Below are 25,846 nucleotides of genomic sequence, written 5' to 3' on the forward strand. Positions count from 1 at the left end.
GTTGCTTTTAGTGGGAAAGGTCAGCCGAAGTACTTCGGCAGCGTACCTTCGTGGGCTTCGCGGAGGGCGTCAAGCGACAGGCTCTGCACTCCGTTGATGTCCAGGGTTCCGCTGGCCGCGTCCACCACACCGATCCGGGTGTGTACGAAGCCGCGGGCGGTGCACATGTCCGTGAAGCGGACTTCCTCGGAACGGGGAACACCTACAACGGCACGGCCCTGTGACTCGGCGAAGAGCGCCGTGAACAGGTCCACGCCGTCCCGGTCCAGAACGTCCTGCAGCGCGATCCTGGCACCCACGCCGTAGCGCAGCGAGGACTCCACCAGGGCAGCTGCGAGGCCGCCTTCGGAGAGGTCGTGGGCAGAGTCGATCATGCCGTCGCGCGATGCGTTGATCAGGATCTCACCCAGGGCGCGTTCGGCGTCGAGGTCGACCTTGGGAGGCAGGCCGCCCAGGTGGCCGCGCATGTTGGCCCACTCGGAACCGTCAAGTTCCGCAGCCGTGGTGCCCAGCAGGTAGATGGCCTGGCCGTCCTCACGCCAGCCCGACGGCGTGCGGCGGGCTACGTCGTCGAGCTTGCCCAGCACTGCCACCACGGGGGAGGGGTGGATCGGCGTGGTGCCGGTCTGGTTGTACAGCGAGACGTTGCCGCCGGTGACCGGGATGCCCAGCACCATGCAGGCGTCGGACAGGCCGCGGATAGCCTCTGCGAGCTGCCACATAACGTCCGGGTCCTCGGGTGAGCCGAAGTTCAGGCAGTCGCTGACGGCCATGGGAACGGCGCCGGAGGTGGCGACGTTCCGGTAGGCCTCGGCCAGGGCAAGCTGTGCACCGTGGTAGGGGTCGAGGTAGGTGTAGCGGCCGTTGGCATCAGTGGCCAGGGCCACACCCAGGCCCGTTTCCTCGTCCACGCGGACCACGCCTGCATCGTCGGGCATGGCCATGGAAGTGTTGCCGCCCACATAGCGGTCGTACTGGTTGGTGATCCAGGACTTGGAGCACATGTTCGGCGATGCCACCAGTTCGGTGACGGCCTTGGCGAGCTCAGCCGGAGCGGAGGGCCGGCCGGCGTCCTGCACGGAGCCGGTGAAGGTGTCTGCCTGCACGGCGTCCTGCCACTCGGGACGGGCGAACGGGCGGTCGTACACCGGACCGTCGTGTGCCACAGTGCGGGGATCGACGTCGACGATCACCTCGCCTTCCCAGGTGATGATGAGGCGGCCGGTGTCGGTCACCTCGCCCAGCCAGGCGTACTCAACGGCCCACTTGTCCATCACGGCTTCGAACGCCGCAACGTTCTCCGGGGTGACAACGGCCATCATGCGTTCCTGCGACTCGGACATCAGGATCTCGCCCGGGGTCAGCGTGGGATCGCGCAGCAGCACGGAGGTCAGCTCAACCTGCATGCCGCCGTCGCCGTTGGAAGCCAGCTCGGAGGTGGCGCAGGAGATGCCGGCGGCGCCGAGGTCCTGGATGCCTTCCACCAGGGAGCCCTTGAACAGTTCCAGGCAGCACTCGATGAGGACCTTCTCGGCGAACGGGTCGCCCACCTGCACTGCGGGGCGCTTGGACGGCTTGGTGTCGTCGAAGGACTCGGAGGCCAGTACGGAGGCGCCCCCGATGCCGTCACCACCAGTGCGGGCACCGAACAGGACCACCTTGTTGCCCTTGCCGGACGCGTTGGCGAGGCGGATGTCCTCGTGGCGCATCACGCCAACAGCCAGCGCGTTCACCAGCGGATTGCCCTGGTACACGGAGTCGAACACCATTTCGCCGCCGATGTTCGGCAGGCCCAACGAGTTGCCATAGCCGCCGATGCCGGCAACGGCGCCATGCATGACGCGTGCCGTGTCCGGGTGGTCAATGGCGCCAAAGCGCAGCGGATCCATCACGGCCACCGGGCGGGCGCCCATGGAGATAATGTCGCGGACAATGCCGCCGATGCCGGTCGCGGCGCCCTGGTAAGGCTCAACGAACGACGGCGAGTTGTGCGACTCGATCTTGAAGGTCACGGCCCAGCCGTCCCCGAGGTTGGTCACGCCGGCGTTTTCGCCGATGCCCACCAGCATGTCCTTCTTCATCTCCGGGGTTACCTTTTCGCCGAACTGGCGCAGGTGGTTCTTGGAGGACTTGTAGGAGCAGTGCTCGCTCCACATCACGGAATACATGGCGAGCTCGGCACCGCTGGGGCGCCGGCCGAGGACCTTGACGATCTCGTCGAACTCGTTCTGCTTCAGTCCCAGTTCAGCCCAGGGCAGCTCCGTGTCCGGAGTCTTCGCCGCATGCTCAACGGTGTCGATATTGAATTTCTTGACCTGGGTGATGGCACCCGGGGCAGCGGTGGGCGAGGCGGCAGTAGACGTGCCTCCGCCGTCGGTGATCGAGCCTGTCGAGATCCCGGTCATTACTTGCCTCCCACAATCTTGGTCAAAACGGAGGTGAAGAAACCCAGCCCGTCGGTGTCGGAACCGCCGATTCCGTCCAGCGATTCGGGGCCGAAGCCGGCCTCAACGGCGTGCTCGGGGTGCGGCATCAGGCCCACCACGTTGCCTGCGGCGTTGGAGATACCCGCGATGTCACGGCGGGAGCCGTTCGGGTTGAAGCCCACGTAGCGGAACACCACGCGGCCCTCCGCCTCGAGGGCGTCCAGGGTCTTATCGTCCGCGAGGTACTGGCCGTCCTGGTTCTTCAGCGGAACGGTAATCTCCTGGCCCGCCTGGTAGTCCAGGGTCCATGCGGTGTTGCTGTTTTCCACGCGCAGAACCTGGTCCCGGCACATGAACTTCAGGTGGTCGTTCTTGATCATCGAACCGGGCAGCAGGTGCGATTCGGTGAGGATCTGGAAGCCGTTGCAGATGCCGAGCACGGGAAGTTTGGCGTCACTGTTGGCGGCGTCAATGATCCTGGACATCAGCGGGGCAAAGCGGGCGATGGCACCGGCGCGGAGGTAGTCGCCGTAGGAGAAGCCGCCCGGAATCACCACGGCATCCACGTCGCCAAGTTCCGTGTCAGCGTGCCAGAGTTCGACGGCGGTGCCGCCTGCGAGGCGCACGGCGCGGGCGGCGTCGCGGTCATCGAGGGTGCCCGGGAAGGTGACGACGCCGATCTTGGCCCCCGCGAGGCGCGGTTCGGCGGCGACGGCGATGGCCTCGCCGATCAGGGGAAGTTCAGTCATGTCAGGCCTCGACGACCTCGACGTTGACGACGTCCTCGATCACGGGGTTGGACAGCAGGGTCTCTGCGGCATCGCGCGCCTGGGCCAGGATGTCCTCGGTCACCTCGCCGTCGACGGTCAGTTCGAAACGCTTGCCCTGGCGGACAGAGCTGAAGCTGGTGAAGCCCAGCCGGGGGAGGGCGCCGACGATAGCCTTCCCCTGCGGGTCCAGAATCTCGGGCTTGGGCATGACGTCAACAACGATCCGGGGCATCCGGTAACTCCTGTGCGTGAGCTTGGGTAAGGGCGCAGCTCAGTGGTGCCGTCTCACGCCGTACCGGGGTGTCGGGGGACACACTTGTTAACCTTGTGGACGGGCGCTCCGCGAGCTTGCTAGTCCATTCTACCGGCCGGAGCGTCCCACCCCGCATTCGGCGGATTCCAGTCACAAGCCTTGGCTGGACTCCGTGGTTCATGGGGCAGCAGGCCGTGGCTCTGGAGTTGGGCCGGTGGTGTTACTAGGATTGCTGAATGGCTGAGAAATCGAGATCCGTACTGTTGCCGATGGTTGCCGCCGCAGTGTTCGCCGGGCTGGGGCGGATGGTGCTGCAAAAGGTCAAAGCGGACCGGCTTGCGCGTGAGAATCGGGTTGCCGGACCGGTGGACGAAAAGACCAGGCAATGGATCAGCGACGTGGTCCGAACACCCCGGTAACAGGTTCCGGGCGGCACTTGGTCCGAGCTCATCGGGGCGTCCTGCGGGGCGCCCTTTTTCCTGCCCCTTTGCACCTCCACGCGCTGCATATGACTGGTAAAGAAATCGCTTTTGTGCCCTATGTCATATTGAGCTATCAGTCTGTACCCTGTGAATCGGCTGGTCGTGCGGAATGACAAGTTCTGTAATTCCCCGCGTCAAGACCGTCATTTCGGGCCCGCAACCATGGCTGGGCCGGTACCTCGTGAAAGGGTTGCACGTGAGATCTACTGGAAAGAGCCCCTTGCGGGCCGGGGGATTCCGGAAGGCTGCGGCGCTGGCCGTGGGTTTGCCACTCCTCCTCACCTCGATGGCCGCAAACGCGGCCATCGCGGCGCCCGTCGGCAAGGATGTTGCTATCGGGGCACAAAATGCAGCGTCTGCCGGGTTCGCTGACGGCCGCTACATTGTTGTCCTCGCAGGTGCAGCAGCCGCGGCCTATGAGGGTGAGACTCCGGGGCTTGCGCCCACCAAGCCCCAGAATGGCCGCAAGCTGGACGCTGGAAGCCCCAACTACAAGGCGTACGACGCACACCTGCGCCAGCAGCAGCGGGACGTCGCTGCCAGCCAGGGGGTCACGCCGCAAAAGCAATTCACCGCTGCCCTCAACGGTTTCAGTGCCCAGTTGACTGCAGCGCAGGCCATGGAGCTGTCCAAGGACAAGAAGGTCCTGGCGGTGGCGCCGGACGTGGAGAATGCCCCTGACTACACCACCACGGACTTCCTCAAGCTGACCGGACCCGACGGTATGTGGGCCAAGCAGTTTGGTGGGGAAGCCAACGCCGGCAAGGGCGTGGTGGTTGGGGTCATCGACTCCGGCTATGCCCCCGACAACCCCTTCCTGCAGGGCGAACCCGTCCAGCCGTTGAGCGGCCAGGCGCAGGTGGGCGTCCCCTACCGCACCGCAGATGGCAAAATCGCCATGCTCAAGGCCGATGGAACTGTCTTCGAGGGTGAATGCCAGAAGGGCGAGGGGACGGGCGTGTCCTTCGACGGCTCGCTGTGCAACTCCAAGGTGATCGGCGCCAGGTACTTCGCTGACTCCTTCCTGCAGTTCGTAGCACCGGAGAACCGGGCCCCTGAAGAACTCATTTCCCCGGTGGACGTCGGCAGCCACGGCACCCACACCGCCACGACGGCAGCCGGGAACGCAAACGTGGAGCAGGTCTTGGACGGCACCAGCTTTGGCAAGAGCTCCGGGGTCGCCCCCGCTGCAAAGGTCTCCGTCTACAAGATCTGCTGGGAGGACACCAACCCTGACACGGGAGGCTGCTACTCCTCCGCCTCAGTGGAGGCAGTGGACGCCGCCATCAAGGACGGGGTGGATGTCCTGAACTACTCCATTTCAGGCAACAACAACAGCACCACCGATCCTGTGGCACTGGCATTCCTGAATGCTGCCGCCGCAGGGGTCTTCGTCTCCGCTTCGGCCGGCAACTCCGGCCCCACCGAGTCCACCGTCAACCACTCCGCACCCTGGCTGACCACGGTGGCCGCATCCACCTTCCCCAGCGATCTTCTTGGAACCGTCAAGGTCTCCGACGGCTCGTTGTACCGTGGAGCTTCGATCATGAAGTCCGAAGTGGCAGACAAGCCGGTTGTTGTCGCAGCCGCCGCGGCAGCTGCAGGTGCCGCCAATCCAAACCTTTGCGGCCCCGGTTCACTTGATGCTGCGAAGGTGGCGGGCAAGGTGGTGGTCTGTGACCGCGGCGTTGTGGACAGGACGGCCAAGAGCCAGGAGGTCCAGGACAAGGGCGGCGTCGGAATGATCCTGGTGAACCTCACCAGCAGCTCCGAAGATGCGGACAACCACGTGCTGCCCACCGTGCACGTGAATGCCCCGAAGAGCCTGGAACTGAAGTCCAAGCTGGAAGCCAACCCGGCACTGACCGTCAGCCTGGTCAAGGGGGACCTGACCGGTGAACCCCCGGCCGCGGCGCCGCAGGTTGCCGGGTTCTCCTCCCGCGGGCCAAGCCTCGCTTCCGGCGGTGACTTGCTGAAACCCGACATCGCGGCGCCCGGCGTCAACGTCCTGGCCGGCGTCTCCACCATCGGCAACCATGGAGCCCAGTTCGGCTTTATGTCCGGCACCTCGATGGCAGCACCGCACATCGCCGGATTCGGCGCGTTGGTGCTCAGCAAGCAGCCCCAGTGGACCCCTGCCATGGTCAAGTCGGCCATGATGACCACGGCCTACCCGTTGGTCAAGGCTGACGGCTCGCCGAACACGGATCCGTTCCAGGGGGGAGCCGGACACATTGACTCAACCCGTGTCCTGGATCCGGGCCTGGTCTACAACTCCGGCATCAAAGACTGGCTGGGGTTCCTCAACGGCCAGGGCGTGGACACCGGTGCCCCGCAGGCCGGGACCATCGCCGCCCGGGACTTGAACCTGCCCTCGATCGCGCTTGGCAGCCTGGTGGGCGAAGTCCAGGTCAAGCGCCAGCTGACCGCCCTGGTTCCCGGCATGTACCGGCCCGAAGTCAACCTGCCGGGCTTCAACGTCCAGGTGGAACCGCAATCACTGAATTTCGCCAAGTCAGGCCAGACGCGTGAGGTTACCCTGACCATCAGGAACGTCAGCGCCCCGGTGGGCAAGTTCAGCACCGGCAGCCTTACGTGGAAGGGCCCGCGCACCGTGAGCTCGCCGATCGCCATCCGGCCCGTGGACGCACAGATCGCACCGTCGTTCTCCTTCGACTCGGCAACCGGAACCGGCAGCGGGACCATGGAACTGGTCTCCGGGTCGGACAACCCCATCAAGGTAGGGGTGGAAGGCCTTGCTCCGCTGAGCCAGACTGCGATCACCAAGACCCCCGGGGAATACGCGCCGGCCAACGATGCGCACAACGCACTGCTCCGGGTGACAGTGCCGGAAGGAGCATCCTTCGCCCGCCTGGGTGTCCAGGCCCAATCCAACGACGTCGACTGGGACATGGTGGTCTACGCACCGAATGCCGCGGGAGGACTGACGGCAACCCAGGTGGCGACGGCTTCGGCCAGCGAGTTCCTGGATCTGGAGGCGCCGCGTGCCGGCACCTACTACATCGTGGCCAACCTATACTCCACGCCGGACAACGGGGCGGCCACGGCGACGGTTCAGGCCGTGACATTTGCCGGGGATGCGGGCAACCTCACGGTGGACCCCAATCCGATCGTGGCTCCCAACGGCACCGCCACCTCGGCCACACTGTCCTGGACAGGCCTGTCCGAAGGGGCCTACCTGTCGCGCCTGAGCCTGGGCGATAACGGCATCAGGACCTGGGTCAACGTCCAGGTGGGTGCAGCCTCGGCAGCCCCATCGGGAGCTCCACAAGTAGCCTTCGCGGACGGCGTCCCCGCGGCTTAGCAGCAGGCGTTTACAAAAAGCAGGATCCCGGGCGGTTGGACCGTCCGGGATCCTGCTTTTTGCCGGTAAATCTAGGTGCTGCCCCAGGCGCCACCTGTGCTGCCCAACAGGGGTGCCATTGCCTTCCACCGGGAGATTTCGCAGCCGTCCGTCCGCGTGAATACAGAATCGACCGGGCGCCCGTGGAACGTCCCGGTGACCAGGGCAACCTGCGGCCCGCCGTACTGCTGGGTGCACAGCCTGGGCGGCCCGGGCTTCGGGAAGAAGATGTCCTCACCGTGCTCCCGGACTGCTGCCAGCGCAGCTTCCGGATCCGGGAGGTTGCTCTCAGCGGAATGGCCGTCGTCGTCGGCCACCAGCCGAAAGAGGTATTCGGCTGCCTCAGGGGTTTCCCGAAGCCTGATGGTCAGGTCGATCATGACGCAGCATCTCCTGTGAGCGCGGCCAGCTCGAGGGCAAGCTTTTCACGGAGTGCGGCTGCCTCGGCGGCGAAAGAACGCTGGCGTTCCACGTAGGCGGCTTTGCCCTGCTGGGTTTCGATGGGAATGGCCGGGTAGCCCCACTCGGCAAGGTCGTACGGGGACGCCTGCATGTCCATGACCCGGATCCGCCAGGACAGCTCAAAGCAATCCATCACCAGTTCGCTGGGCAGGGCCGGCAGCAGCTTGTAGGCCCACTTGTACAGGTCCATGTTGGCGTGCAGGCACCCCGGCTGCTCCAGCTGCCGTTGAGTTTCACGGCTGGGTGCCAGTTCATTGAGCGGGACGGCATCCGGGGTGTAGAAGCGGAATGCATCGAAGTGGGTGCAACGGATCCGGTTGTCCTCCACCACCTTGTCCGTCCCGGCTGATCCGAGGCGCAGCTGCAGGTACTCGTGCCGCAGGTCGAACCGGTCCTGGTGGTAGACCATAGCCCACTCGTGCAGGCCGAAGCAGCCAAACTGGGCCGGGCGTGCAGCGGTACCGAGCAGGATGATGCCCGCAAAGGAGACCGCATCCTTGCGGTCGGCGAGAAAGCCGGCGCGGTCAAAGGTAACCGCGGTACTTCCAGGCGGCAGGCCCAGGGAGGCCAGCTCGCCGTCGTCGGGTGTCCGGTAGTGTTTCCAGCCACGGCGGACAGCCGCCTCCTTACCCACAAGGACGACGCCGGCACCCGGGTGCCAGCGCCGGAGCTGGCCTGGTTTCTGGGTGTAGTACGTGAAGAGGAAATCCTCCACAGGGTGCTTTTGCCCGGCGGAGCGCCGGGCAAGGTAGGGGTCCGCATAGCGGCCGACGCGCTGCTGGTGGGCTTCCTCCCTGGCCCGCCATTCGTCCGCCGCGAGGACTCTAATATGCTCCACCGGTGGCACCGATGACGTCCTGGGCAGCATTCCAGGCGCTGATTTCGCAACCGTTGGTGCGTTTGAAGACGTCATCGACAGGGACGCCGTCCACCACTCCGGTAACCGTGGCTTCCTGGGGACCGCCGTACTGCTGCGTGCACACCTGGTCAGTCCGGAGGGCCGGGGGAGCCAGCAGGGCCGCGTTTTCCTTCAGGGCTGCACAGCCGGCATCGGCGTTCGGGTGCTTGCTTTCAGAATCGGGCACGCCGCTGACGCAGACCAGGGTGTAATTGACCTCCGGCTCACCGGCCGATGGTTTGACGGTGATCGCCAGTTCGGCATTGCCCTGTCCGGGGCCGGCTGATGGTCCTGTAGCTGGCCCGGGTGAGGGGGCCGGGACAGTTGATTCGGCGTCCGGGGACGTGTTGCCGGAGGGGGTGGCCGATGACGATGCCGAAGAGGGGGCTGCGGGGCTGGGCGAGGCGTCACCGGACGGCGTGCCGCCGCCCTCGCCCGGCGAGCAGGCGGGCAACAGCAGGAGCGACGCCAACAGCAGCACTGTGGAGTGCACCTTGCCTGCCTGCAGATGGTGCCCGCGCCGTGGCCTGTCCGTCATGCTGCCATTCTACTGCCCCGGCCCCGCCCGCAGGCTAAGCCTGCCGGCCCTGGGAGGTAGCTTCGATAAGGCCCATCATGGATGCGTGCAGCTCGCTGACCTGGTCCCGCGTCAGGCCCAGGCGCTCCATCATGGTCCCGGGGACCTTAAGCGCCTCCTGTCGCAGCGCCGCACCCGCGGGGGTCAGGTCAACGGCGAGGGCGCGCTCGTTGCCGTCCACCCGCCGTCGTGAGATCAGGCCCGATGCCTCAAGGCGCCGCAGCAGGGGCGAGATAGTGGCCGGTTCCTGGGCCAGGGCATCACTGATGTTCCGCACTGTCCGGGGACTGGATTCCCAGAGGCACAACATCACGAGGTACTGCGGGTGGGTGAGGTTCAACCTCTCCAGTACGGGCTTGTAGGCTCCCACCACACTGCGGGCTGCCACTGTGAGGGCGAAGCACAGCTGATGCTCCAGGAGGAGGTCATCATCCTTCGGGGGGACAGTACCGGCAATGGTGCCAGCCGGGCTGGCGGTGGCAGTGCTGGTTGCAGGGTTCATCGGGACTCCAATTGTTAGTGCACTAACTATTAGCGTACACTGTTGTTGGTCAAGAGGTCACTGGAAGGAGTCGGTTCATGGGTAAGGCAAGCCCTGGAGGCAGGGGAAACGCTTCGCAGCGCTTCATGCGGGCAACGGGCAAGCTGCGGGCAGTTTTTGGTCCGGCCAGCCGCACGTCGCTGATCCATGACATGACGGAGGAAAACCGCCGGCTCCTGGCCCAGCGCGAGGCTGAAACCCAGCAGTGGGAGACCGTCACGCGCCCCGACGGCAGCACCTACGTGGTGCCCCGGAACCCGGAAGACAAATCACTTCGCTGACCCTGCTGCGGAAATTGGTGCCTGTTCAGCATCTGTTCTTCGCACCTGCTTCTTCCGCACTGCAGGTCCTTTTCAGGGCGCCGGGCGTAAAATAAGGGCACTGGCTCCGCCAGGAGCACGGGCATTTCTCTTTGGTACGGCTCTTTCCCCGGTATACGGGAAGGGGGTGGAAAACATGGCACATTTCATTGACGGGTTCATGAGCGTGACGGACAGGCTCCGCTTCCTCTTTGGCCCCGCCACGCGGGTGGACTCCAATTTGCCGGTAGTGCACAGGCATGACGAGTTCGAGCAGGCCTCGGAGGAGGAGCTGACGCACTTCATGGTGGAAAGCGACTCGGAAGGCCATCACTACGCGGTACGTCGCGACGACCTCCAGAACGAAGCCTGACCCAGCCGCCCCGGACAGCACTGCTGTGGCCTGACTCGAAAAAATGCACTGGTGACGGACTCAGTCCGTCACCAGTGCATTTTTTGTGTGGCAGGCAGCTTTGCAGCGGAACCCTTTGCTGTGCGGAGCGGCTAGCGGCCGGTGCCGCCGTACACCGTGGCTTCACTTTCGCTGTCCAGCTCAAAGGCCCGGTGGATTACCCGCACGGCCTCGTCCAGCAGGTCGGCGTGGGTAACAACCGAGATGCGGATCTCCGAGGTGGAGATCATGTTGATGTTGATGCCGGCGCCCGAGAGTGCCTTGAAGAACGTGGCGGAGACGCCGGGGTGGGAGCGCATGCCGGCACCGATCAGGGACAGCTTGCCGATCTGTTCGTTGTACTCGATGGTCTCGAAGCCGATCTGGTCCTGGGCTGCATGCAGCGCTGCCAGGGCGTCGGCGCCTTCAACGATGGGCAGCGTGAAGGAGATGTCCGTCCGGCCGGTGCCGTGGGTGGACACGTTCTGCACAATCATGTCGATGTTCGAGTGCGCATCGGCAATGACCTGGAAGATGGCGGCAGCCTTGCCGGGAATGTCCGGAACACCAACAACGGTGACCTTGGCTTCGGAACGGTCGTGCGCGACGCCGGAGATGATTGGCTGCTCCAAGGCAACTCCCTCTTGTGTGGTGATCTTGTCTTCGGCGCTGGGGATGACCCAGGTGCCTTCATGCTGGCTGAATGACGAGCGGACGTGCAGCGGCACGCCGAACCTGCGCGCGTACTCGACGCAGCGAAGGTGCAGGATCTTGGCTCCTGAGGCTGCGAGTTCAAGCATTTCCTCGCTGGAGATCGTGTCGATCTTCTGGGCCGAGGGCACCACGCGCGGATCCGCGGTGTAGATACCGTCCACGTCGGTGTAGATTTCGCAGACATCGGCCTCGAGGGCCGCTGCCAGCGCCACAGCCGTGGTGTCGGAACCGCCGCGGCCAAGGGTGGTGATCTCGTTCGTGGCGCGGCTCATGCCTTGGAAACCCGCCACGATGGCGATGTTTCCCTTATCGAGCGCGGTGCGGATCCGGTGGGGGTCGACGTCGATGATCCGGGCCTTGCCGTGGATGCCGTCGGTGATCATGCCGGCCTGGGAACCGGTAAAGGACTGGGCAGAGGCGCCCAGCTTGTTGATGGCCATGGCCAGGAGTGCCATGGAGATGCGCTCACCGGCGGACAGCAGCATGTCCATTTCGCGGGCAGGGGCGGAGTCGGTCACCTGGGCAGCGAGGTCCAGGAGTTCGTCAGTGGTGTCGCCCATGGCAGAGACCACAACGACTACTTCATTGCCGGCAGCATGGGCGTCCACAACGCGTGCAGCCACCCGCTTGACGCCATTGGCGTCCGCCACCGAGGACCCGCCAAATTTCTGCACGATGAGCTGTTTGGTCACGGCGCCGCCGGCGGGCAGCCCCTGCGGCTGCGTTGCGTTGTGCACTTCGGTAGTGGGCGTACTCATGCGCGAACCTTTACTGGATCAATTTGGAGTCCGGCCAGGCAGCCGTAATGCTGTGTGGCCCTGACCCGGGGGAACTAGCGCCATTGTTGGCGCGACTTCTTCGCACCAGTTTATCGCCGCCCACGGCCAGGGGTTGAATTGTGACCGAATATCAGCCCGCAGGGCGCCTGCCGTCACGCTCTGCGGGCGTACGCTCAAAACCGTCAGCATGCATCACAAACTGTGGGGGACAGGTGCGCAATACATGGCAATGATTTCTGAGTTACCGGACGGTGTGGCCGGGCGGGAGCCCGGCGGCGGCATCACGGCCCGGGCGGTGACCCGCAGCTTCGGCGCGGTGCGCGCCGTTGAGCATATGGACTTCCACGCACCGGCGGGCAAAGTGACAGCCCTGATCGGCCCGAACGGGGCCGGCAAAACAACGCTGCTGCTGATGCTGGCTTCGTTGCTGGCACCGGACGAGGGCAGCATCAGTGTGGGCGGTCTCGATCCGCGCCGGGACCGGGCGGCAGTGCGCCGCCGGCTGGGCTGGATGCCGGACACCCTGGGAGTGTGGGAGTCGCTGACGGCACGGGAAGTCCTCACCCAGATGGCCCGCTTCTACCGGCTTCCCGCCCAGGGCATCGGGCAGCGCGTTGCGGAGCTGCTTGAACGGGTCCGGCTGGACGACCTTGCCGACCAGCCGGCGCGGGTGCTCTCGCGCGGGCAGCAGCAGCGGCTTAGCCTTGCGCGGGCCCTCATCCACGACCCTTCCGTCCTTTTGCTCGACGAGCCGGCATCGGGCCTGGACCCCGGCTCCCGGGTGGAGCTTCGGCTGATGCTGCGGCAATTGGCGGCCGAGGGCAAGGCAGTGGTGGTTTCGTCCCACGTGCTCAGCGAACTTGATGAAATTGCCGACGGCGCGGTGTTCGTCAACAGGGGCCGTACCGTCAGGCAGCAGACCACTGAGCAGGCTGCCGCCGCCGGGCGGAGGTATGCCGTTACCGCTTCGGACATGGCGGCACTCGCTGCCAAACTCACCGGACTTGGCCTGGCGTTCCGCCTCGAGGACGGACGCCGTCCGGCTGTCAGCCTGATGCTCGGCGACGACAGCGATGCCGAACGGCTGCTGCGTGAGCTGGTGATGGCCGGCGTCGGGGTTAATTCCTTTGCCCCTGCAACAGGCGCCCTTGAAGAGACGTACATGAGCCTCGAAGGGGAGCAGGAATGAGCCACGTGACAGAGAACCGGCAAGACAGAGCCGGCAGGACAACTGGCGGCTACCTGCCCGGTATCCGGGACGTGGTGGTGCTTGAGCTCAAGCAGCGGCTGCGGTCCCGTGGCTGGTACATCATGCTGGCCATCTGGTTTGTCCTGACGGGCCTGGTGACCTGGCTGACGTGGGCCAGCTGGAATGCTTCCCAGGAGGCGCAGCGCGCCTATTCCGGTTACGTGGCGCCTCCGGAGACCGGGCCGGGGTCCATGATCTTTGAGGTGGTCCTGGCCTTTGTCCTGCTCTTTGCCTTGCTGGTTGCCCCGGCGCTGTCCGCAAACGCCGTCAACGGTGACCGGGCCGGCGGCACGCTGGCCATCCTCCAGGTAACGCTGCTGCAGCCCGGCCAGATCCTGTGGGGCAAATTCGTTGCGGCCTGGGCGGCGGCCCTGGCCTTCCTGGTGGCCAGCACGCCGTTCCTGGTGATCGGCGTGGCACTGGGCGGCATGACCCCGGGGCACGTGCTGGTGGCGTTGCTGATGCTTGCGCTTGAGGTGGGGGTTGTCTGCGCCGTCGGTGTTGGCATTTCCGCGCTCGCCGGGCGGCCGCTGTTCTCGATAGTGGTCACGTACCTGGCCGTGGCTGCGCTTGCGGTGGGCACCCTGATCGCCTTTGGGCTGGGAACCGGGCTTACCCAGGGCACCATCATGGCAAACCAGCCGCAATACCGCGCGTATGAGCAGCTCAGCAGCGGGCCGGCGGAGCCGCAGTACACGTGTTCTGGACCGCTGCAGGAGCAGAGGGTGATGCGGACCGAACGGGTTGCCTGGCTGCTGGCCATGAACCCTTACGTCGTGGTCGCTGACGCGATCCCCTACCCCGACCGGGCCGGCCAACAGGGGTTCCGCTCTGTAGGAGCAATTGAAAGTATCAGTCAGGGAGCGCGCTACGCACTTGCCGGTCCTGAAGGTACTTATCCGTGTGCCAACGGGGAGGTCAAGCCGCAGTATCTGGCGCAGTCAACACCGATGTGGCCGCTGGGGCTGGGCCTGCAGCTTTTGGTGGCGGCGCTCCTCATGTGGCTGGGTTGGCGGGCCCTCCGCACCCCCGCCCACAGACTGGCGCGCGGAACCCGCATAGCCTAGTTCCTCCTGTGGACAGGCCCGGTGCCGTGGGCCACGATGGACTGATCAGCCCGCGGGCTGGGCCTGTTTCCGGAGGGGCTTGAACTGTGGCTGGTGACGAACGGCAGGATGGAAGCCGGCGGGGCGAAGAACCCGTGTACGAAGTCATTGGGGCAGGCCGGCTGAATCCTCCTGCGGCTGAGGACGAGGACGGCCTGCCCGGCGGCCCGGGCGCCGCCCGGGTGATCCTTGGCCAGGCCCTGCTGGACATCGCCGGGTCCTTCCGGTCAGGACGGTTCTGGTGCCAGGGGGCCATGATTCTCCTGGCATCCCTGGGCGCTGCGCTGTTGACGGTGGTGTTGGCGACAGGAGGTAATGTACCGCCTGATGCCTTCGGAGGCGCGTACATTCTGACGGCGGCTGTGCTGGTTGTGGTTTCCTGCGTGCTGGCCCTCCGGTGGGGACGCCATCCGGGCATAACGGAGGAAGGACGGAAACGTCCGGGAGCCGGACCGTTCCTGCACTGGACCGTAGCCTGTGGCCGGGGTGCCGCCTTTGCCGCGCTGTCCGCATTCTTCCTGCTTGGCCTGGCCCTGGCAACGAAGTCGTCACCCGCCTTGGCCGGAGTCGCGGCAGGCCTGGCCCTTCTGGAGTTCCTGGTTTTTGGCGCGATCGGGGCGGGCACCTTGTGGTGGTTCAGCAAGAACACGGGACGGGTGGTCGCGTGGAGTGCGTCCCTCCTGCTCCTGGCAGGAAATGTGCTTGCTGTTGCGCTGCTGCTTCCCGCCGTTCGGACCTCCGAGCACGTCCTTGTGGCGGTCAACATCGAACGCGATGACTCCGGGTGGTTGCTGTCGTGGCAATGCCTGCCCGAGCTGCGGGGCTCAGCTGAGGTCTATCACAGCGAGCGGATCGCCTGGATCGCTGCAACCAACCCGCTGGTCCTGTTCACCGTCCTTGCCGCTGAATCCGCTCCCCAGGATGACGCGCTGGCGTGGCTTCCGCGGGAGATGCAAAACGCGGCTGACGGCTCCCAGGTTCCCTGTGTGGAGGGCCAGGAACGCGACCGCACAGCAGTGGAATCACCCCTGGCAGCGGTCGGTATCGCCCTGCAACTGGCCGTAGGCGGGGTGTTCCTCGCCGGCGGTTCCATAGCTGCCAGGCACAAAGCCGCCTCAGGGCGATAAGTTCGGACGGTTTAGCCGAAACGTCAGCAAGGGGAGGCCTTTGCCCGCTCGTTCCCCGTCTGCGGGGAGAACCGGGTCACTCTGGAACCCGAGACTCCGGAGAAGCCGGAGGGACGGAGTGTTCGGTTCATAGACTGCCGCTGCAACCGTGTTGATCCCGCACTGCGTGAAGAGCCACGTCACCAGGGCAGCGGCAGCTTCACGTGCGTAACCGTGGTGGTGGTAATCGGGGTGCAGGACATAGGCCAGGGCAGCATGTCCGGCGGGATGTTTTCCGGGGGCGAGTACCCCCGGACCTGAGACCGCTGCGCTGTTCCAGGTGCGCGCATCCCCGATGACGTTTCCCGATTGCCGCAGGGTGATGGCCCAGCAGTAGTTGAACCAGGTGCCGGTGGATGCTTCGGCCAGGGCCAGGAGCTCCGTCAGCCTTTCCCTGTTGGCATCAACGGAGAGTGGTTCGTGGGAGAGGTACCGGGTGGCAGCGGGATTGCTCCGGTAGCTGTGGATGGCGGCCTCGTCCGAGCCCCTGATCAGCCGCAGGACAAGCCGCTCGGTGAGCAGCGGCATGATCTCGCGCGGAGGCATTCTTTTTACCCAGCTCAGGTGAGGGCGTTGCGGCGGCCCTCGAAGGCCCGCCCCAGCGTGACCTCGTCCGCATACTCCAGATCGCCGCCAACCGGAAGTCCGGACGCGAGCCGGGTCACGGCGATCCCGATGGTCTTCAACATCCTGGCAAGGTAGGTAGCCGTTGCCTCTCCCTCCAGGTTGGGATCGGTGGCGATGATCACTTCCTGGATGGCGCCGTCGTTCAGCCGGGTCAGGAGCTCGCGGATCCGCAGCTGCTCCGGACCGATGCCGGCGATCGGGTTAATGGCTCCGCCCAGTACGTGGTACCGGCCCCGGAACGACCGGGTGCGCTCCACCGCGAGAACATCCTTGGATTCCTCCACCACGCAGATCACTGCGGGATCACGCCGGGGGTCACGGCAGATGTTGCAGAGTTCCTGCTCCGTGACGTTGCCGCAGACGGTGCAGAATTTGACCCGTTCCTTCACGGTGGTGATGGCTTCCACCAGCCGCTTCATGTCCTGCGGGTCCGCTTCAAGGATGTGGAACGCCAGCCGCTGTGCGGATTTGGGGCCCACGCCGGGAAGGCGTCCGAGCTCGTCAATCAGCTCCTGGACAGCACCTTCGTACACGTTTTCCTCTTTAGCTAGGGGCGGATAGTTGATCAGTAGCGCGGCGGCACGGGGCTGCCGTCGAGGGAACGTTCCTCGATCAGCTTTCCGCCGAGGATACGTTCCACCGCGGCACGGCCGAAGACACCGGATGCCTCAATGGTCTCATCGTCGGGGCTCGGGATGTCCTGGACGTAGGTGGCTGAGGCCGGGATGGCCCGCGCCGGGGCTTTTGCCCGGCCTGCCTCGGCCTCGGGGCTGTTGGACAGACGCTGGTAAAGGCTCTGCCGTGTGCCTGTTGGGGCAGGGGACACCACCGGAGCAGGCGAGGCCACGGGTACAGCCGGCGCTAGCGCGGCAGCGGGAGCCGGCCGCGCCGCCGGAACCGGCGCGGTGGCGGGAGCGGCTGAGGCCATGGCGAACTCCCGAGACGGTTCCGGCGCAGATCCGGAAGGACCTGGGCTTGAGAGGCCTGGGTTTGAGCGATCCGGGCTGGAGGGAGCTGAACCGGGGGTAGCCATATTCATGCTGCCAGGAACGGAGGGCACGGGTTCCATGCGCTGGCGTGCCGCCTGGGCCGTCGAAGGTGCAGGTGCTGCCAGGCCCCACTCGGCGTCTACAGCGGCGGCCGCGCCGGTGACCGGTATCGACGGGGGAATCTGCGCAACAGCCGGCTCGTAGTGGTGGGTTGGAGCGGCGGCAGCAGGTTCCTTGTCCGGAAGGCTGGCAGCCGGCGCTTTGCCCAGGTTGCTGTCCTCACCGATCACCCAGACGCCCGGCGCCTGCTCTACAGCACGGGTCCAAGGGTCGTGCGATGTATCTCCGGCAGGTGCAGGCTTGGCGGACAAGGGTCCGGTGCTTGCCGGGGTCCCGCTGTTTGCCCGGGTTCCGGGCCGGGTACCCGGCAGGTCTCCAGCGGCTGAGGCGGCAGCTGGACCGGCTGCCCCGGGGTCTTCGCCGCTGCGCTCGCTGGCCCCGCCAGTCCCGCCAGCCCTGGCGGTACGTGCTTCCGGACGCCCCGAAGGGTCCCAGTCCATGGGAGGCTCTTCATCCAGCGGGGGAGCGTCTTCGTCCCGGGGCGGACCCCAGTCGTCATCCGAGTACGAGTAGTCACCGGCAGTGCTGTAAGGATCGGCCTGAGCCGAAGAGACCTGGGCCGAAGGAACCTGGGCCGAAGGGGCGGCGGGAGGGGCTGCCGCAGCGCGTGCTGGCGGGACGGCAGAAGAGGCCGCCGCAGCCTGGGGCGAAGGGGCGGCGGGAGGGGCTGCTGTCGGTTCAGCCGAATCAAGCTGAGCCGACGGGACCGGGGCAGGGGCAGGGGCCGGTTGAGCCTGGGAAGGGCGGTTGACTGGTTCAGGCTGAGCCGGGAACTCACCGGCGGCAGAGGCACGCTGGACCTTGCCCCCTTGGGGTAGTCCGGCTGCTGGCGCGGCAGTACGCCCGGCGGGGGCGTCGGCCTCAACGCTTCCCGGAGTCGACCCCTGGCCTGTCCCCGACGACGCGGGGGATGTTGTGGCCGCCTCGGCTGGCGGGGACGACGGCGCGGGGGCCAGTCCCCAGGCAACGTCAGCTGACGTTGCCGGGGCGGGCCGGCTAGCGGGTGCTTTTGGGTTTGGTTCAGAGCTCGCCCGGTCGCCGCCGGCCACCGCGGTGATCTGGCAGTCGATACCCATAGTCTTGTGGATTGCCTGCCGCAGGTTTTCCGAATGGTCTGCCCGGCCGAAGGCGCCCGCGAGTCCGGACGTGGTGAACGAAAGAGTAAGTGTGTGTCCGTCGAAGGCGCTCACTTGGGCATTGGGCTCAACGAGTGCCCAGGTGCTGCGCTTGATCCTCGTCAGTGTCTGCAGGACGTCCGGCCACGCGCGGCGCAGCACTTCGACGTCGCCCATAGCTGCCGGCGGAGCGCCGGGAACGGAGGCAGCCGGACCCGCAGGCGCCGTCCCGGGTTGAGCAGGCCCAGCGGGAGCTGTTCGGGAATCAGAGTGCGCAGTTGGGGTGGGCTCCGGCAGCACGTCAGGAGCGTTCCGGGCATCGGGTCCTGCAGCCTGCGTAGTGCCGGTTGACCGTGCCCCCTGAGTTTGGCCCCCTGCAGGAGCTGCGGTTCCGGGGTCTGCTGTAGGGGGAACTGCGCTGTTGGACACTGCGGCGGGGGCAGGCTCCGCGTTTGGGCGCGCACCAGCCGGGGCGGGGCGGGTCCCTGCCGGAGCCTCAACGGGCCAGTCGCTGGTGCTAACACGGGGCGGTGTCAGGGGAGCGCGGGTTCCGTCGTCCGTGGGAGCGGAACCGGCGGCAGGCGTGGTTTCCGGGGCTGCTGCAGCAGCAGGCTCGTGCCGTGCAGGACCGGATACAGCAGGTTCGGCAGGCGCGGAGGCTGCGGGTACCGTTCGTGCCGGCTCCGCCCGGACGGAGCCGGGGCCGGATGCAGGGGGAGACACGTCGCCCGATGCTGGGGCCGGTGCGGCATTCCCACCAGCGGCGTCCTGACCTGCCGGTGCAGGCTGGTGCCCCGCCACCACGGCGGCGGGAGTACCGACGTCGTTTCCGGCGTAATTGAGCCGGCGTTCCACGCGGTCAATCCGCGCTGCCATGCCGCGCTCGTTCTGCTCTGAACTGGGCAGCAGTATCCGGGCACACAGGAGCTCCAGGTGCAGCCGGGGGGAGGTAGCGCCAGTCATTTCGGTCAATGCCGTATTGGTGACGTCTGCGGCGCGGGACAACTCGGCGCCGCCAAGGTTGTGGGCCTGGTTCTTCAGGCGCGCGATCTGGTCGGCAGGCATGCCGCGGAGGATGGTCTGCGCGCTTTCGGGCATGGCCTGGACAATGATGAGGTCGCGGAAGCGTTCCAGCAGGTCCTCGACGAACCGGCGCGGATCATGGCCGGTCTGGATGACCCGGTCCACGGCGCGGAAAACGGTGGCAGCGTCCGATGCGGCAACCGCCTCCACGACGTCATCCAGCAACGAAGCGTGAGTGTAGCCGAGGAGCGCAACGGCAAGTTCGTAGTCCAGGCCGTTGGGCCCGGCACCCGCCATCAGCTGGTCCAGGACAGAAAGAGAATCACGGACAGAACCGCCGCCGGCACGGATCACCAGCGACAGTACTCCGGGCGCCACCGGGACATTCTCCTGGTTGCACAGAAGTTCCAGGTAGGCCATCAGCGGCTCGGGCGGCACCAACCGGAAGGGATAGTGGTGCGTCCGGGAGCGGATGGTGCCGATGACCTTGTCCGGCTCAGTGGTGGCGAAGATGAACTTGATGTGTTCCGGTGGTTCTTCGACGATCTTCAGCAGGGCGTTGAATCCGGCGGACGTCACCATGTGGGCTTCGTCGATGATGAAAATCTTGTAGCGGTCCCGCACGGGAGCGTAAGTGGCCCGCTCGCGCAGGTCCCGCGCGTCGTCCACGCCACCATGGCTGGCGGCGTCGATCTCGATGACGTCCAGCGAACCGGACCCGCCGCGGGCGAGCTCAACGCAGCTGGGGCAGGTGCCGCAAGGGGTATCCGTGGGGCCCTTGGCGCAGTTCAGGCAGCGCGCCAGAATTCGTGCTGAAGTGGTTTTTCCGCAGCCCCTGGGGCCGGAAAACAGGTAAGCATGGTTAACGCGGTTTTTCCGCAAAGCCGTCATCAGCGGCTCGGTGACATGCTCCTGCCCGATAACGTCAGCGAACGAGTCTGGACGGTATCTGCGGTAGAGGGCGGTAGTAACTGTCACAGAGAAAACCCTACCAATCCGGGCTGACAGTCTGCCGCCCTGTGGGGGAATAGTAAAGACCCCCCATGCACCCGCCAGAGCCCATTTACCCTTGCTACCTTCCGGTCCTGGGGGAGTTCAACAGGATGACGCCACATGAGGGGCCGCCAGTTACTTTACCCGAAGTTCAGGCACGACTCGAATCGGCCTCCCGAGAGCGCCAGCCCTCAACCTTCCAGCTCATCAGGGCAGGTTCCTCATAGGGGTGCGCGGCCCACAACGCCAGGACCACGGCGTCAAGCAGCGGGCGTTCCACGATGCACTCAACCCGGTCCTCGGCCGCTTCCTCCGGAATGCCGACCCGCCCTTGGTATGGGTCGGCGCCGTCGCGTGGAGTGAAACGGCCTGTTCCCCGGGAGGTGAAGGAGCAGTGTGAGTAATTTCCAATCCGGCCCGCGCCGGCATCTCCAATTGCCTTCAGGACCCGTTCTGTGTGCGTGACTGGAACGTAAAACACCAGGTTGTGCAGTTCACTCATGCCTCCCATGGTTCCGCATCTGGCAAGCCAAGGCTGGAAATTCATTGCTTATCCACGCGCCAGCCACGATCATGGGTATGTACACCGATTGGGGCAATCTCAAGATTGTGAGCTGCGAGGCCTGGCTGAACGGGGCCGGACCCGGCAGCTCAACGGGGTTCCGATGGAATGGGCGCGTTGGGGGCGTCCATTTCTGGTTAAGCCCTGTACAGCGCCCTCATGGGAGCGGCCGGGGAAGCCGCCAAAACAGGGCCAGCCGCGGCCAATTGGGCGAAGCGGAAAACATCAGGTAGTCTAGTACCTGCTTTTGATTCAGAAGCAGCTGGAGAATTCGCCTAGCGGCCTATGGCGCACGCCTGGAACGCGTGTTGGGTTAACGCCCTCGGGGGTTCAAATCCCCCATTCTCCGCCGGTTGGAACCCGGTCCCGCACTGTCGGGACCGGGTTCTTTCGTTTCCCCCCGTCCACCGTCCGGCTGTTTTTAACGCCGCGCTTCGACCTCCTCAAGGCCCAGCCGGCGGAGTCGTTCCCTGGCTGCCAGTTCACTGGGGCCGCGCTGGCCCAAAGCAAGGCGGACGACGCCGAGCACCACTTTGGTGGACAGCTTCACCGGGAGCGGGAATGCGCCCAGCCGTGGCACGGAAAGGCCGAGCATTTGACGGTATTTGGGCTCCAGGCTGTAGACCGCTCCGGCGAACAGAACACGGTATCCGGGCCGAAGCATGGGATTGAGCGGTGGCTTCCGGATGAATTCCACAGTCTCTTCCACTTGGCGGTCCACGCGCAGCTCACCGTTCTGGTACCACCGGTCGAGTTGGGCCCGCATGGCGGCTTCGGTAAGTGGCGGATCCTCGACGCCCATCAGCATCCCGGCTTGCGCCCATTCACGAACGTAGGCATCGGGCCCGCCGGGGATGGGCCCGCCCCATAATTTGTGCGCTGTGAGGAACGCGTCCGTAAACGCTATGTGGATCCAGCTGGCCAGTTCGGGGTCATTGGCACTGTAGTTGCGGGGTGCTCCCTGATTATCCACGAAGCTGCCCTGTACCGGCTCGTGGAGGCGCTGCACGCGCCGGGAAGCTTCCGCGGCGGCGGACTTGGACCCGTAGGTCACGGTGAAGATCCAGCGGATGGTCGATGCCAGGCGGGCGAGGGGGTCCTCGCGGAAGTTGGAGTGCTCGTGCACTCCGGCAAGGGCGCCCGGGTGAAGGGACTGCATCAGCAGTGTCCGGATGCCGGCCACTATCGGAGACATGGAGCCGTGGACAGCCCACACTGCTGAGCCCGGGAGGTGGTAGCCGGGGTCGTCCCCTTCCGCCAGCTTCGTCACCCAGTCAGGGGCCGAATCGGCCGTGCCGGTAAACGTCTTCTTGAGTTCGTCCTGCCATTTCCGAAGGAAGCTGTGCATATCCCATTGTTGCCGTGGGGGAGAGGCGGGGCTAGGGGTGTCAGGTACCGCAAGGTTTGCTCAATTATTGGCGCCGAGCGGCGTGATGGGGTTCACAGGCTTCCGGCCGTATGGTCCCATGGGACATACCGTCAAGACACCGGGCGGTTGATTATGTTCTGGAGTCAGTCTTTTGGGGAATCATCGGAGACCAGATAAGCACCCTCGGCCGCACCTTCTTTATGGTTCCCTCGTGCGCGCTTTCGCGGCGACGGGTGCCCTTGCCCTCTCCGTCTGGGCTCTGAACCTTTCGGGAAGCGCGGAGGAATGGACTGCCGCGCCCACTGGGCCGGCGAGCCGGGCTGCCTTATCTGCCGGCCCTGATGCCGTTACGGCGCTGTCTGCACGCCAGGGTGAAATGCCCTCCGGCGTTGTTGGCGCCGGTAGTCTGCCGTCTGCGATCGTCACCGATCCACAGGCTCTGGTTCCTTTTCCCCATGCGGCAGTAGGAAGTTACGCGGGGGACGGTTCGGTGCCGCTGACGGTGGGGGCCGCCGGGCTGGGAAGGCCCGCGGCCGGCTTCCTCCGGGCGCCCCTTGAACTGCTCATCGCCAGCTCGCCCTTTGGTCTCCGGGTGAGCCCTCTGTCCGGGGCCGCGGGCGACTTCCACCTCGGCCAGGACTATGCCGCACCGTGCGGAACGAAAGTGTATGCCGCCGATTCGGGAGTGGTCCGCGCCGCCGGATGGCACCCGTGGGGCGGGGGCAACCGGGTGGAGATTGACCACGGCAACGGCTTGATCACCACGTACAACCATTTGGAAGCCATTGCTGTGCGCACGGGCGACAGGATCAACGTTGGACAGTTCATCGCCGAAGTGGGTACTACGGGATGGTCCACAGGATGCCACCTGCACTTCGAAACCATCCTTAATGGGCGCCATGTCAGTCCGCTGACGTGGGAGCTGCTGCCGCTGCGTCCCCTTGCAGACAACGGAGCCGACGAGCTGAAAAACTACGCGCCGGGCAGCGGTTCCCCATTGGGATGGCTTCAGTGGATCATACCTGTCGGCTTTGGTCCGGGCGACCCTGAGGGTGACGGCGGTGCAGAAACGCCTGCGACGCCGGCCTCCCTGTCTTTGGCGGCGAGCGTGCCTGCTCCAGGTGTACCGTCGCCGTCGCCCAGCTGGAGCGTGACGACGTCGCCGACGTCCACGTCGCCGACCGGTACGGTGTCGCCGTCGCCGACTTCGACTGCGTCACCGACGTCCACATCGCCGACCGGTACGGTGTCGCCGTCGCCGTCGCCGACTTCGACTGCGTCACCGACGTCCACATCACCGACCGGTACGGTGTCGCCGTCGCCGACTTCGACTGCGTCACCGACGTCCACATCGCCGACCGGTACGGTTTCGCCGTCGCCGTCGCCGTCGCCGACTTCGACCGCGTCACCGACGTCCACATCACCAACCGGTACGGTATCGCCGTCGCCGAGTGAGCCGTCCCCTACGCCGACTGAGGCGTCGTCTCCGGCACCTTCGCCGATTGAGACGTTCGTGACAACTGCGCCGGTTGAGCCGACGCCGATTCAGACGTTCACGACATCTGCGCCGGTTGAGCCGACGCCGATTGAGACGTTCATGACATCTGCGCCGGTTGAGCCGACGCCGATTCAGACGTTCACGACATCGGCGCCGGTTGAGACGTCCCTGGCACCTGCGCCGGTTGAGCCGCCGCCGATTGCGCCGACAGCGACACCGTCACCGACCTCGCTTTCCCCGACCGGGGCTGCTGACCCCACGGATCCGGCGCCCACGGCGTCACCCTCCCTTCCTGCCACCGATTAGCCGTCGGCTGAAGCGACGTCCGTCCGGGTTCCTCACTGTCTTCGGCACCGGCGGAGCCCTGGAGCCGGGGCCAGGAAACGTTGCCGCAAAACGGGCCCAGGAAACGTCCAGCCCGGACCAGTACTCTGATCCATTGGCAACGAATCCGACTTATGACCAACTTCCTGAGGACGCAGCCCGTGACACCCTTGTACCCGATCCCGCTGACCCTGAACGACGGGACCGAGACTGATTTCGGCAGGTTCAAAGGGAAGGTGGTGATGGTGGTCAACGTCGCCTCCAACTGCGGCCTGACACCGCAGTACGCCGGGCTTGAGGCGCTGTACGGGAAGTTCCGCGACCGTGGATTCGACATCCTCGGTGTCCCGTGCAACCAGTTCGCAGGCCAGGAGCCCGGCAGCGACAGCGAAATCGCGGAGTTCTGTGAGCGGAACTATGGTGTGACCTTCCCTCTTACGGTCAAGGCCGACGTCCGCGGCAAGGACCAGCACCCGCTCTACGCTGAGCTGACCAAATTCAGGACGGGGCTGCTGGGCCGGGACTGGTGAAATGGAACTTCGAGAAGTTCCTGGTGAACCGGGACGGCGAAGTGGTGGCCCGCTTCGCGCCGACCGTCGAGCCCGATTCAGCCGAAGTCATCGACGCCATCGACGACGCCCTGGGCTGAGCCTGCGCTTTCCCGAATTAATCCAAGGAATGCGCAGTTCTTTTATCTTTTTCCACACCGGTTTCGGCGATTCACCCAAAGTTTGCCAAATGTCTGATTGGATAAAGATTACTGAAGGGTACAAGGGAAGAGCAGCTTCCCCCCGACCACAGAGGCAGCAATGGAGCACATCGAGGCCGAGCATCCCCGGCCACGCCACTTCCTACTCCACCTGAGCGATCCCCACTTGTTGGGAGGTCCGGATCCCCTCTACGGCGTCGTAGACAGCGAACAGCGGCTCCTGCAGCTCTTCGAAGAGGTCAAAGCATCCGGCGCGAGGCCGGAAGCGGTCATCTTCACCGGAGACCTCGCGGACAAGGGCGATCCGGAAGCCTATGTAAAGCTCCGGGCCATCGTTGAGCCTGCCTGCCAGGACCTGGGTGCGGAGGTCATCTGGGCCATGGGAAACCACGACAACCGGGCGAACCTCCGGAAGGGCCTGCTGGACCAGCCCGGCAACGACGACCCCCTGGACCACAGCTACTTCATCAACGGCCTGCGCGTCATCACCCTGGACACGTCAGTCCCGGGCTTCCACCATGGCGAACTTGATGACTCCCAGCTCGACTGGCTGGCGCAGGAACTGGAGACCCCGGCCCCTGACGGCACCATCCTGGCGCTCCACCACCCGCCTGTCCCCTCCGTGCTGGACCTTTCGGTCCTGGTGGAGCTGCGCGACCAGGCATCCCTGGCAGCGGTGGTCCGGGACTCGGACGTCCGCACCATCCTGGCCGGCCACCTGCACTACTCCACCACGGCGAGCTTTGCCGGAGTCCCCGTCTCCGTCGCCTCCGCCAGTTGCTACACCCAGGACCTGAACGTTCCTGTGGGTGGTACCCGGGGGCAGGACAGCGGACAGTCTTTCAACCTGGTGCACGTTTATGAGCACACCATCGTGCACTCGGTGGTCCCGCTGGGAAGTTCGACGACGGTAGGCGAGTATGTCCCGCCGGAAGAGACAGAGCGCCGGCTGGCTGCCGCAGGAATACGGATCCCGGAAACGGCGAAGCAGCGGAACAGCGTGAAGCACGGCCTGCCCACAAGCCGCTAGAAGGGTGCCG

23 protein-coding genes, 1 tRNA gene, 1 other RNA gene and 2 pseudogenes are annotated in these 25,846 nt (G+C 65.6%); 11 read left to right on the forward strand and 16 right to left on the reverse strand.

The window, feature by feature from the left end:
* Window positions 1–20 precede the first annotated feature (20 nt).
* Genes purL through purS form a run of 3 tightly spaced genes read right to left on the reverse strand, consistent with a single transcriptional unit; the run spans window position 21 to window position 3,428 of the window.
* Complete coding sequence (purL, locus tag QFZ36_RS16010) at window positions 21–2,405, reverse strand: phosphoribosylformylglycinamidine synthase subunit PurL (protein ID WP_306637910.1); 2,385 nt, start codon at window positions 2,403–2,405, stop codon at window positions 21–23.
* Entirely contained in the window at window positions 2,405–3,175 is a 771-nt protein-coding gene (gene purQ, locus QFZ36_RS16015) for a phosphoribosylformylglycinamidine synthase subunit PurQ (RefSeq protein WP_306637911.1), read from the reverse strand. Before purQ ends, purL begins: the two co-directional genes overlap by 1 nt.
* 1 nt (window position 3,176) lies before the next feature.
* The gene (gene purS / locus QFZ36_RS16020) at window positions 3,177–3,428 is read right to left on the reverse strand and encodes a phosphoribosylformylglycinamidine synthase subunit PurS (protein ID WP_003798434.1); all 252 of its coding nucleotides are present in this window, start codon (window positions 3,426–3,428) and stop codon (window positions 3,177–3,179) included.
* Window positions 3,429–3,685: 257 nt separating this feature from the next.
* Between purS and QFZ36_RS16025 the strand changes: the two genes are divergently transcribed.
* Window positions 3,686–3,868: a hypothetical protein gene (locus tag QFZ36_RS16025; RefSeq protein ID WP_306637913.1), complete on the forward strand. Its 183-nt coding sequence runs from the start codon at window positions 3,686–3,688 to the stop codon at window positions 3,866–3,868.
* A 283-nt stretch (window positions 3,869–4,151) separates the two neighbouring features.
* Entirely contained in the window at window positions 4,152–7,256 is a 3,105-nt protein-coding gene (locus QFZ36_RS16030; protein ID WP_373427085.1) for a S8 family serine peptidase, read from the forward strand.
* A 71-nt stretch (window positions 7,257–7,327) separates the two neighbouring features.
* Here QFZ36_RS16030 and QFZ36_RS16035 read toward each other — a convergent pair whose 3' ends face one another.
* Genes QFZ36_RS16035 through QFZ36_RS16050 form a run of 4 tightly spaced genes read right to left on the reverse strand, consistent with a single transcriptional unit; the run spans window position 7,328 to window position 9,734 of the window.
* Entirely contained in the window at window positions 7,328–7,675 is a 348-nt protein-coding gene (locus QFZ36_RS16035) for a serine protease inhibitor (protein ID WP_306637916.1), read from the reverse strand.
* Window positions 7,672–8,625 (reverse strand): 3-methyladenine DNA glycosylase, encoded by a 954-nt coding sequence (locus QFZ36_RS16040; RefSeq protein ID WP_373427050.1) that lies wholly within the window; start codon window positions 8,623–8,625, stop codon window positions 7,672–7,674. Before QFZ36_RS16040 ends, QFZ36_RS16035 begins: the two co-directional genes overlap by 4 nt.
* Entirely contained in the window at window positions 8,582–9,193 is a 612-nt protein-coding gene (locus QFZ36_RS16045) for an SSI family serine proteinase inhibitor (protein ID WP_306637919.1), read from the reverse strand. Before QFZ36_RS16045 ends, QFZ36_RS16040 begins: the two co-directional genes overlap by 44 nt.
* Window positions 9,194–9,227: 34 nt before the next feature.
* Window positions 9,228–9,734, reverse strand: a complete 507-nt coding sequence (locus tag QFZ36_RS16050; RefSeq protein ID WP_306637920.1) for a MarR family winged helix-turn-helix transcriptional regulator — start codon at window positions 9,732–9,734, stop codon at window positions 9,228–9,230.
* A 77-nt stretch (window positions 9,735–9,811) separates the two neighbouring features.
* Between QFZ36_RS16050 and QFZ36_RS16055 the strand changes: the two genes are divergently transcribed.
* A complete protein-coding gene (locus QFZ36_RS16055) occupies window positions 9,812–10,054 on the forward strand; it encodes a hypothetical protein (RefSeq protein ID WP_306637922.1) in 243 nt (80 codons plus the stop codon).
* 175 nt (window positions 10,055–10,229) lie between these two features.
* Window positions 10,230–10,445 carry a hypothetical protein gene (locus QFZ36_RS16060; RefSeq protein ID WP_306637924.1) on the forward strand — a complete coding sequence of 72 codons (216 nt, stop codon included), beginning with the start codon at window positions 10,230–10,232 and terminating at the stop codon, window positions 10,443–10,445.
* Window positions 10,446–10,576: 131 nt separating this feature from the next.
* On the opposite strand, the gene QFZ36_RS16065 is transcribed toward QFZ36_RS16060, so the two are convergent.
* Window positions 10,577–11,935, reverse strand: a complete 1,359-nt coding sequence (locus QFZ36_RS16065) for an aspartate kinase (RefSeq protein ID WP_306637927.1) — start codon at window positions 11,933–11,935, stop codon at window positions 10,577–10,579.
* Between the two features lie 244 nt (window positions 11,936–12,179).
* Here QFZ36_RS16065 and QFZ36_RS16070 point away from each other — a divergent pair, with 244 nt between their 5' ends.
* From QFZ36_RS16070 to QFZ36_RS16080, 3 genes are all read left to right on the forward strand, one after another.
* Window positions 12,180–13,145: an ABC transporter ATP-binding protein gene (locus tag QFZ36_RS16070; protein WP_306637929.1), complete on the forward strand. Its 966-nt coding sequence runs from the start codon at window positions 12,180–12,182 to the stop codon at window positions 13,143–13,145.
* Window positions 13,142–14,272, forward strand: a complete 1,131-nt coding sequence (locus QFZ36_RS16075) for an ABC transporter permease (protein ID WP_306637930.1) — start codon at window positions 13,142–13,144, stop codon at window positions 14,270–14,272. The genes QFZ36_RS16070 and QFZ36_RS16075 overlap by 4 nt, the downstream gene beginning before the upstream one ends.
* Before the next feature lie 86 nt (window positions 14,273–14,358).
* The gene (locus QFZ36_RS16080; protein WP_306637932.1) at window positions 14,359–15,438 is read left to right on the forward strand and encodes a hypothetical protein; all 1,080 of its coding nucleotides are present in this window, start codon (window positions 14,359–14,361) and stop codon (window positions 15,436–15,438) included.
* Here the strand turns inward: QFZ36_RS16080 and QFZ36_RS16085 are convergent.
* From QFZ36_RS16085 to QFZ36_RS16105, 5 genes are all read right to left on the reverse strand, one after another.
* Window positions 15,427–16,023, reverse strand: coding sequence for a GNAT family N-acetyltransferase (locus QFZ36_RS16085; protein WP_306637934.1), 597 nt, complete (start codon window positions 16,021–16,023; stop codon window positions 15,427–15,429). The two genes, QFZ36_RS16080 and QFZ36_RS16085, sit on opposite strands and share 12 nt — an antisense overlap.
* Window positions 16,024–16,037: 14 nt before the next feature.
* A complete protein-coding gene (recR, locus tag QFZ36_RS16090) occupies window positions 16,038–16,637 on the reverse strand; it encodes a recombination mediator RecR (protein ID WP_091421154.1) in 600 nt (199 codons plus the stop codon).
* Between the two features lie 32 nt (window positions 16,638–16,669).
* A complete protein-coding gene (locus tag QFZ36_RS16095; protein ID WP_306637936.1) occupies window positions 16,670–20,329 on the reverse strand; it encodes a DNA polymerase III subunit gamma and tau in 3,660 nt (1,219 codons plus the stop codon).
* Window positions 20,330–20,380: 51 nt separating this feature from the next.
* An RNA gene (gene ffs / locus QFZ36_RS16100) (signal recognition particle sRNA small type) lies at window positions 20,381–20,477 on the reverse strand.
* A gap of 18 nt (window positions 20,478–20,495) precedes the next feature.
* The gene (locus QFZ36_RS16105) at window positions 20,496–20,846 is read right to left on the reverse strand and encodes a hypothetical protein (RefSeq protein WP_306637937.1); all 351 of its coding nucleotides are present in this window, start codon (window positions 20,844–20,846) and stop codon (window positions 20,496–20,498) included.
* 324 nt (window positions 20,847–21,170) lie between these two features.
* On the opposite strand from QFZ36_RS16105, the gene QFZ36_RS16110 reads away from it, so the two are divergent.
* Window positions 21,171–21,255: transfer RNA gene (locus QFZ36_RS16110), tRNA-Ser, on the forward strand.
* 72 nt (window positions 21,256–21,327) lie between these two features.
* Here the strand turns inward: QFZ36_RS16110 and QFZ36_RS16115 are convergent.
* Window positions 21,328–22,254, reverse strand: coding sequence for an oxygenase MpaB family protein (locus QFZ36_RS16115; RefSeq protein ID WP_306637939.1), 927 nt, complete (start codon window positions 22,252–22,254; stop codon window positions 21,328–21,330).
* Between the two features lie 397 nt (window positions 22,255–22,651).
* Here QFZ36_RS16115 and QFZ36_RS16120 point away from each other — a divergent pair.
* A pseudogene (locus QFZ36_RS16120) lies at window positions 22,652–23,173 on the forward strand (M23 family metallopeptidase); the annotation flags it as partial.
* Between the two features lie 110 nt (window positions 23,174–23,283).
* Here the strand turns inward: QFZ36_RS16120 and QFZ36_RS16125 are convergent.
* The gene (locus QFZ36_RS16125) at window positions 23,284–23,694 is read right to left on the reverse strand and encodes a hypothetical protein (protein WP_306639297.1); all 411 of its coding nucleotides are present in this window, start codon (window positions 23,692–23,694) and stop codon (window positions 23,284–23,286) included.
* Between the two features lie 210 nt (window positions 23,695–23,904).
* Window positions 23,905–24,072 (reverse strand): hypothetical protein, encoded by a 168-nt coding sequence (locus QFZ36_RS16130; protein WP_306639298.1) that lies wholly within the window; start codon window positions 24,070–24,072, stop codon window positions 23,905–23,907.
* 159 nt (window positions 24,073–24,231) lie between these two features.
* Here QFZ36_RS16130 and QFZ36_RS16135 point away from each other — a divergent pair.
* Window positions 24,232–24,746 (forward strand): annotated as a pseudogene (locus QFZ36_RS16135) (glutathione peroxidase).
* Window positions 24,747–24,906: 160 nt separating this feature from the next.
* Window positions 24,907–25,836: a phosphodiesterase gene (locus tag QFZ36_RS16140; RefSeq protein WP_306637940.1), complete on the forward strand. Its 930-nt coding sequence runs from the start codon at window positions 24,907–24,909 to the stop codon at window positions 25,834–25,836.
* Window positions 25,837–25,846 lie beyond the last annotated feature (10 nt).

It is taken from the genome of Pseudarthrobacter siccitolerans (assembly GCF_030823375.1).
Lineage (GTDB): Bacteria > Actinomycetota > Actinomycetes > Actinomycetales > Micrococcaceae > Arthrobacter > Arthrobacter siccitolerans_A.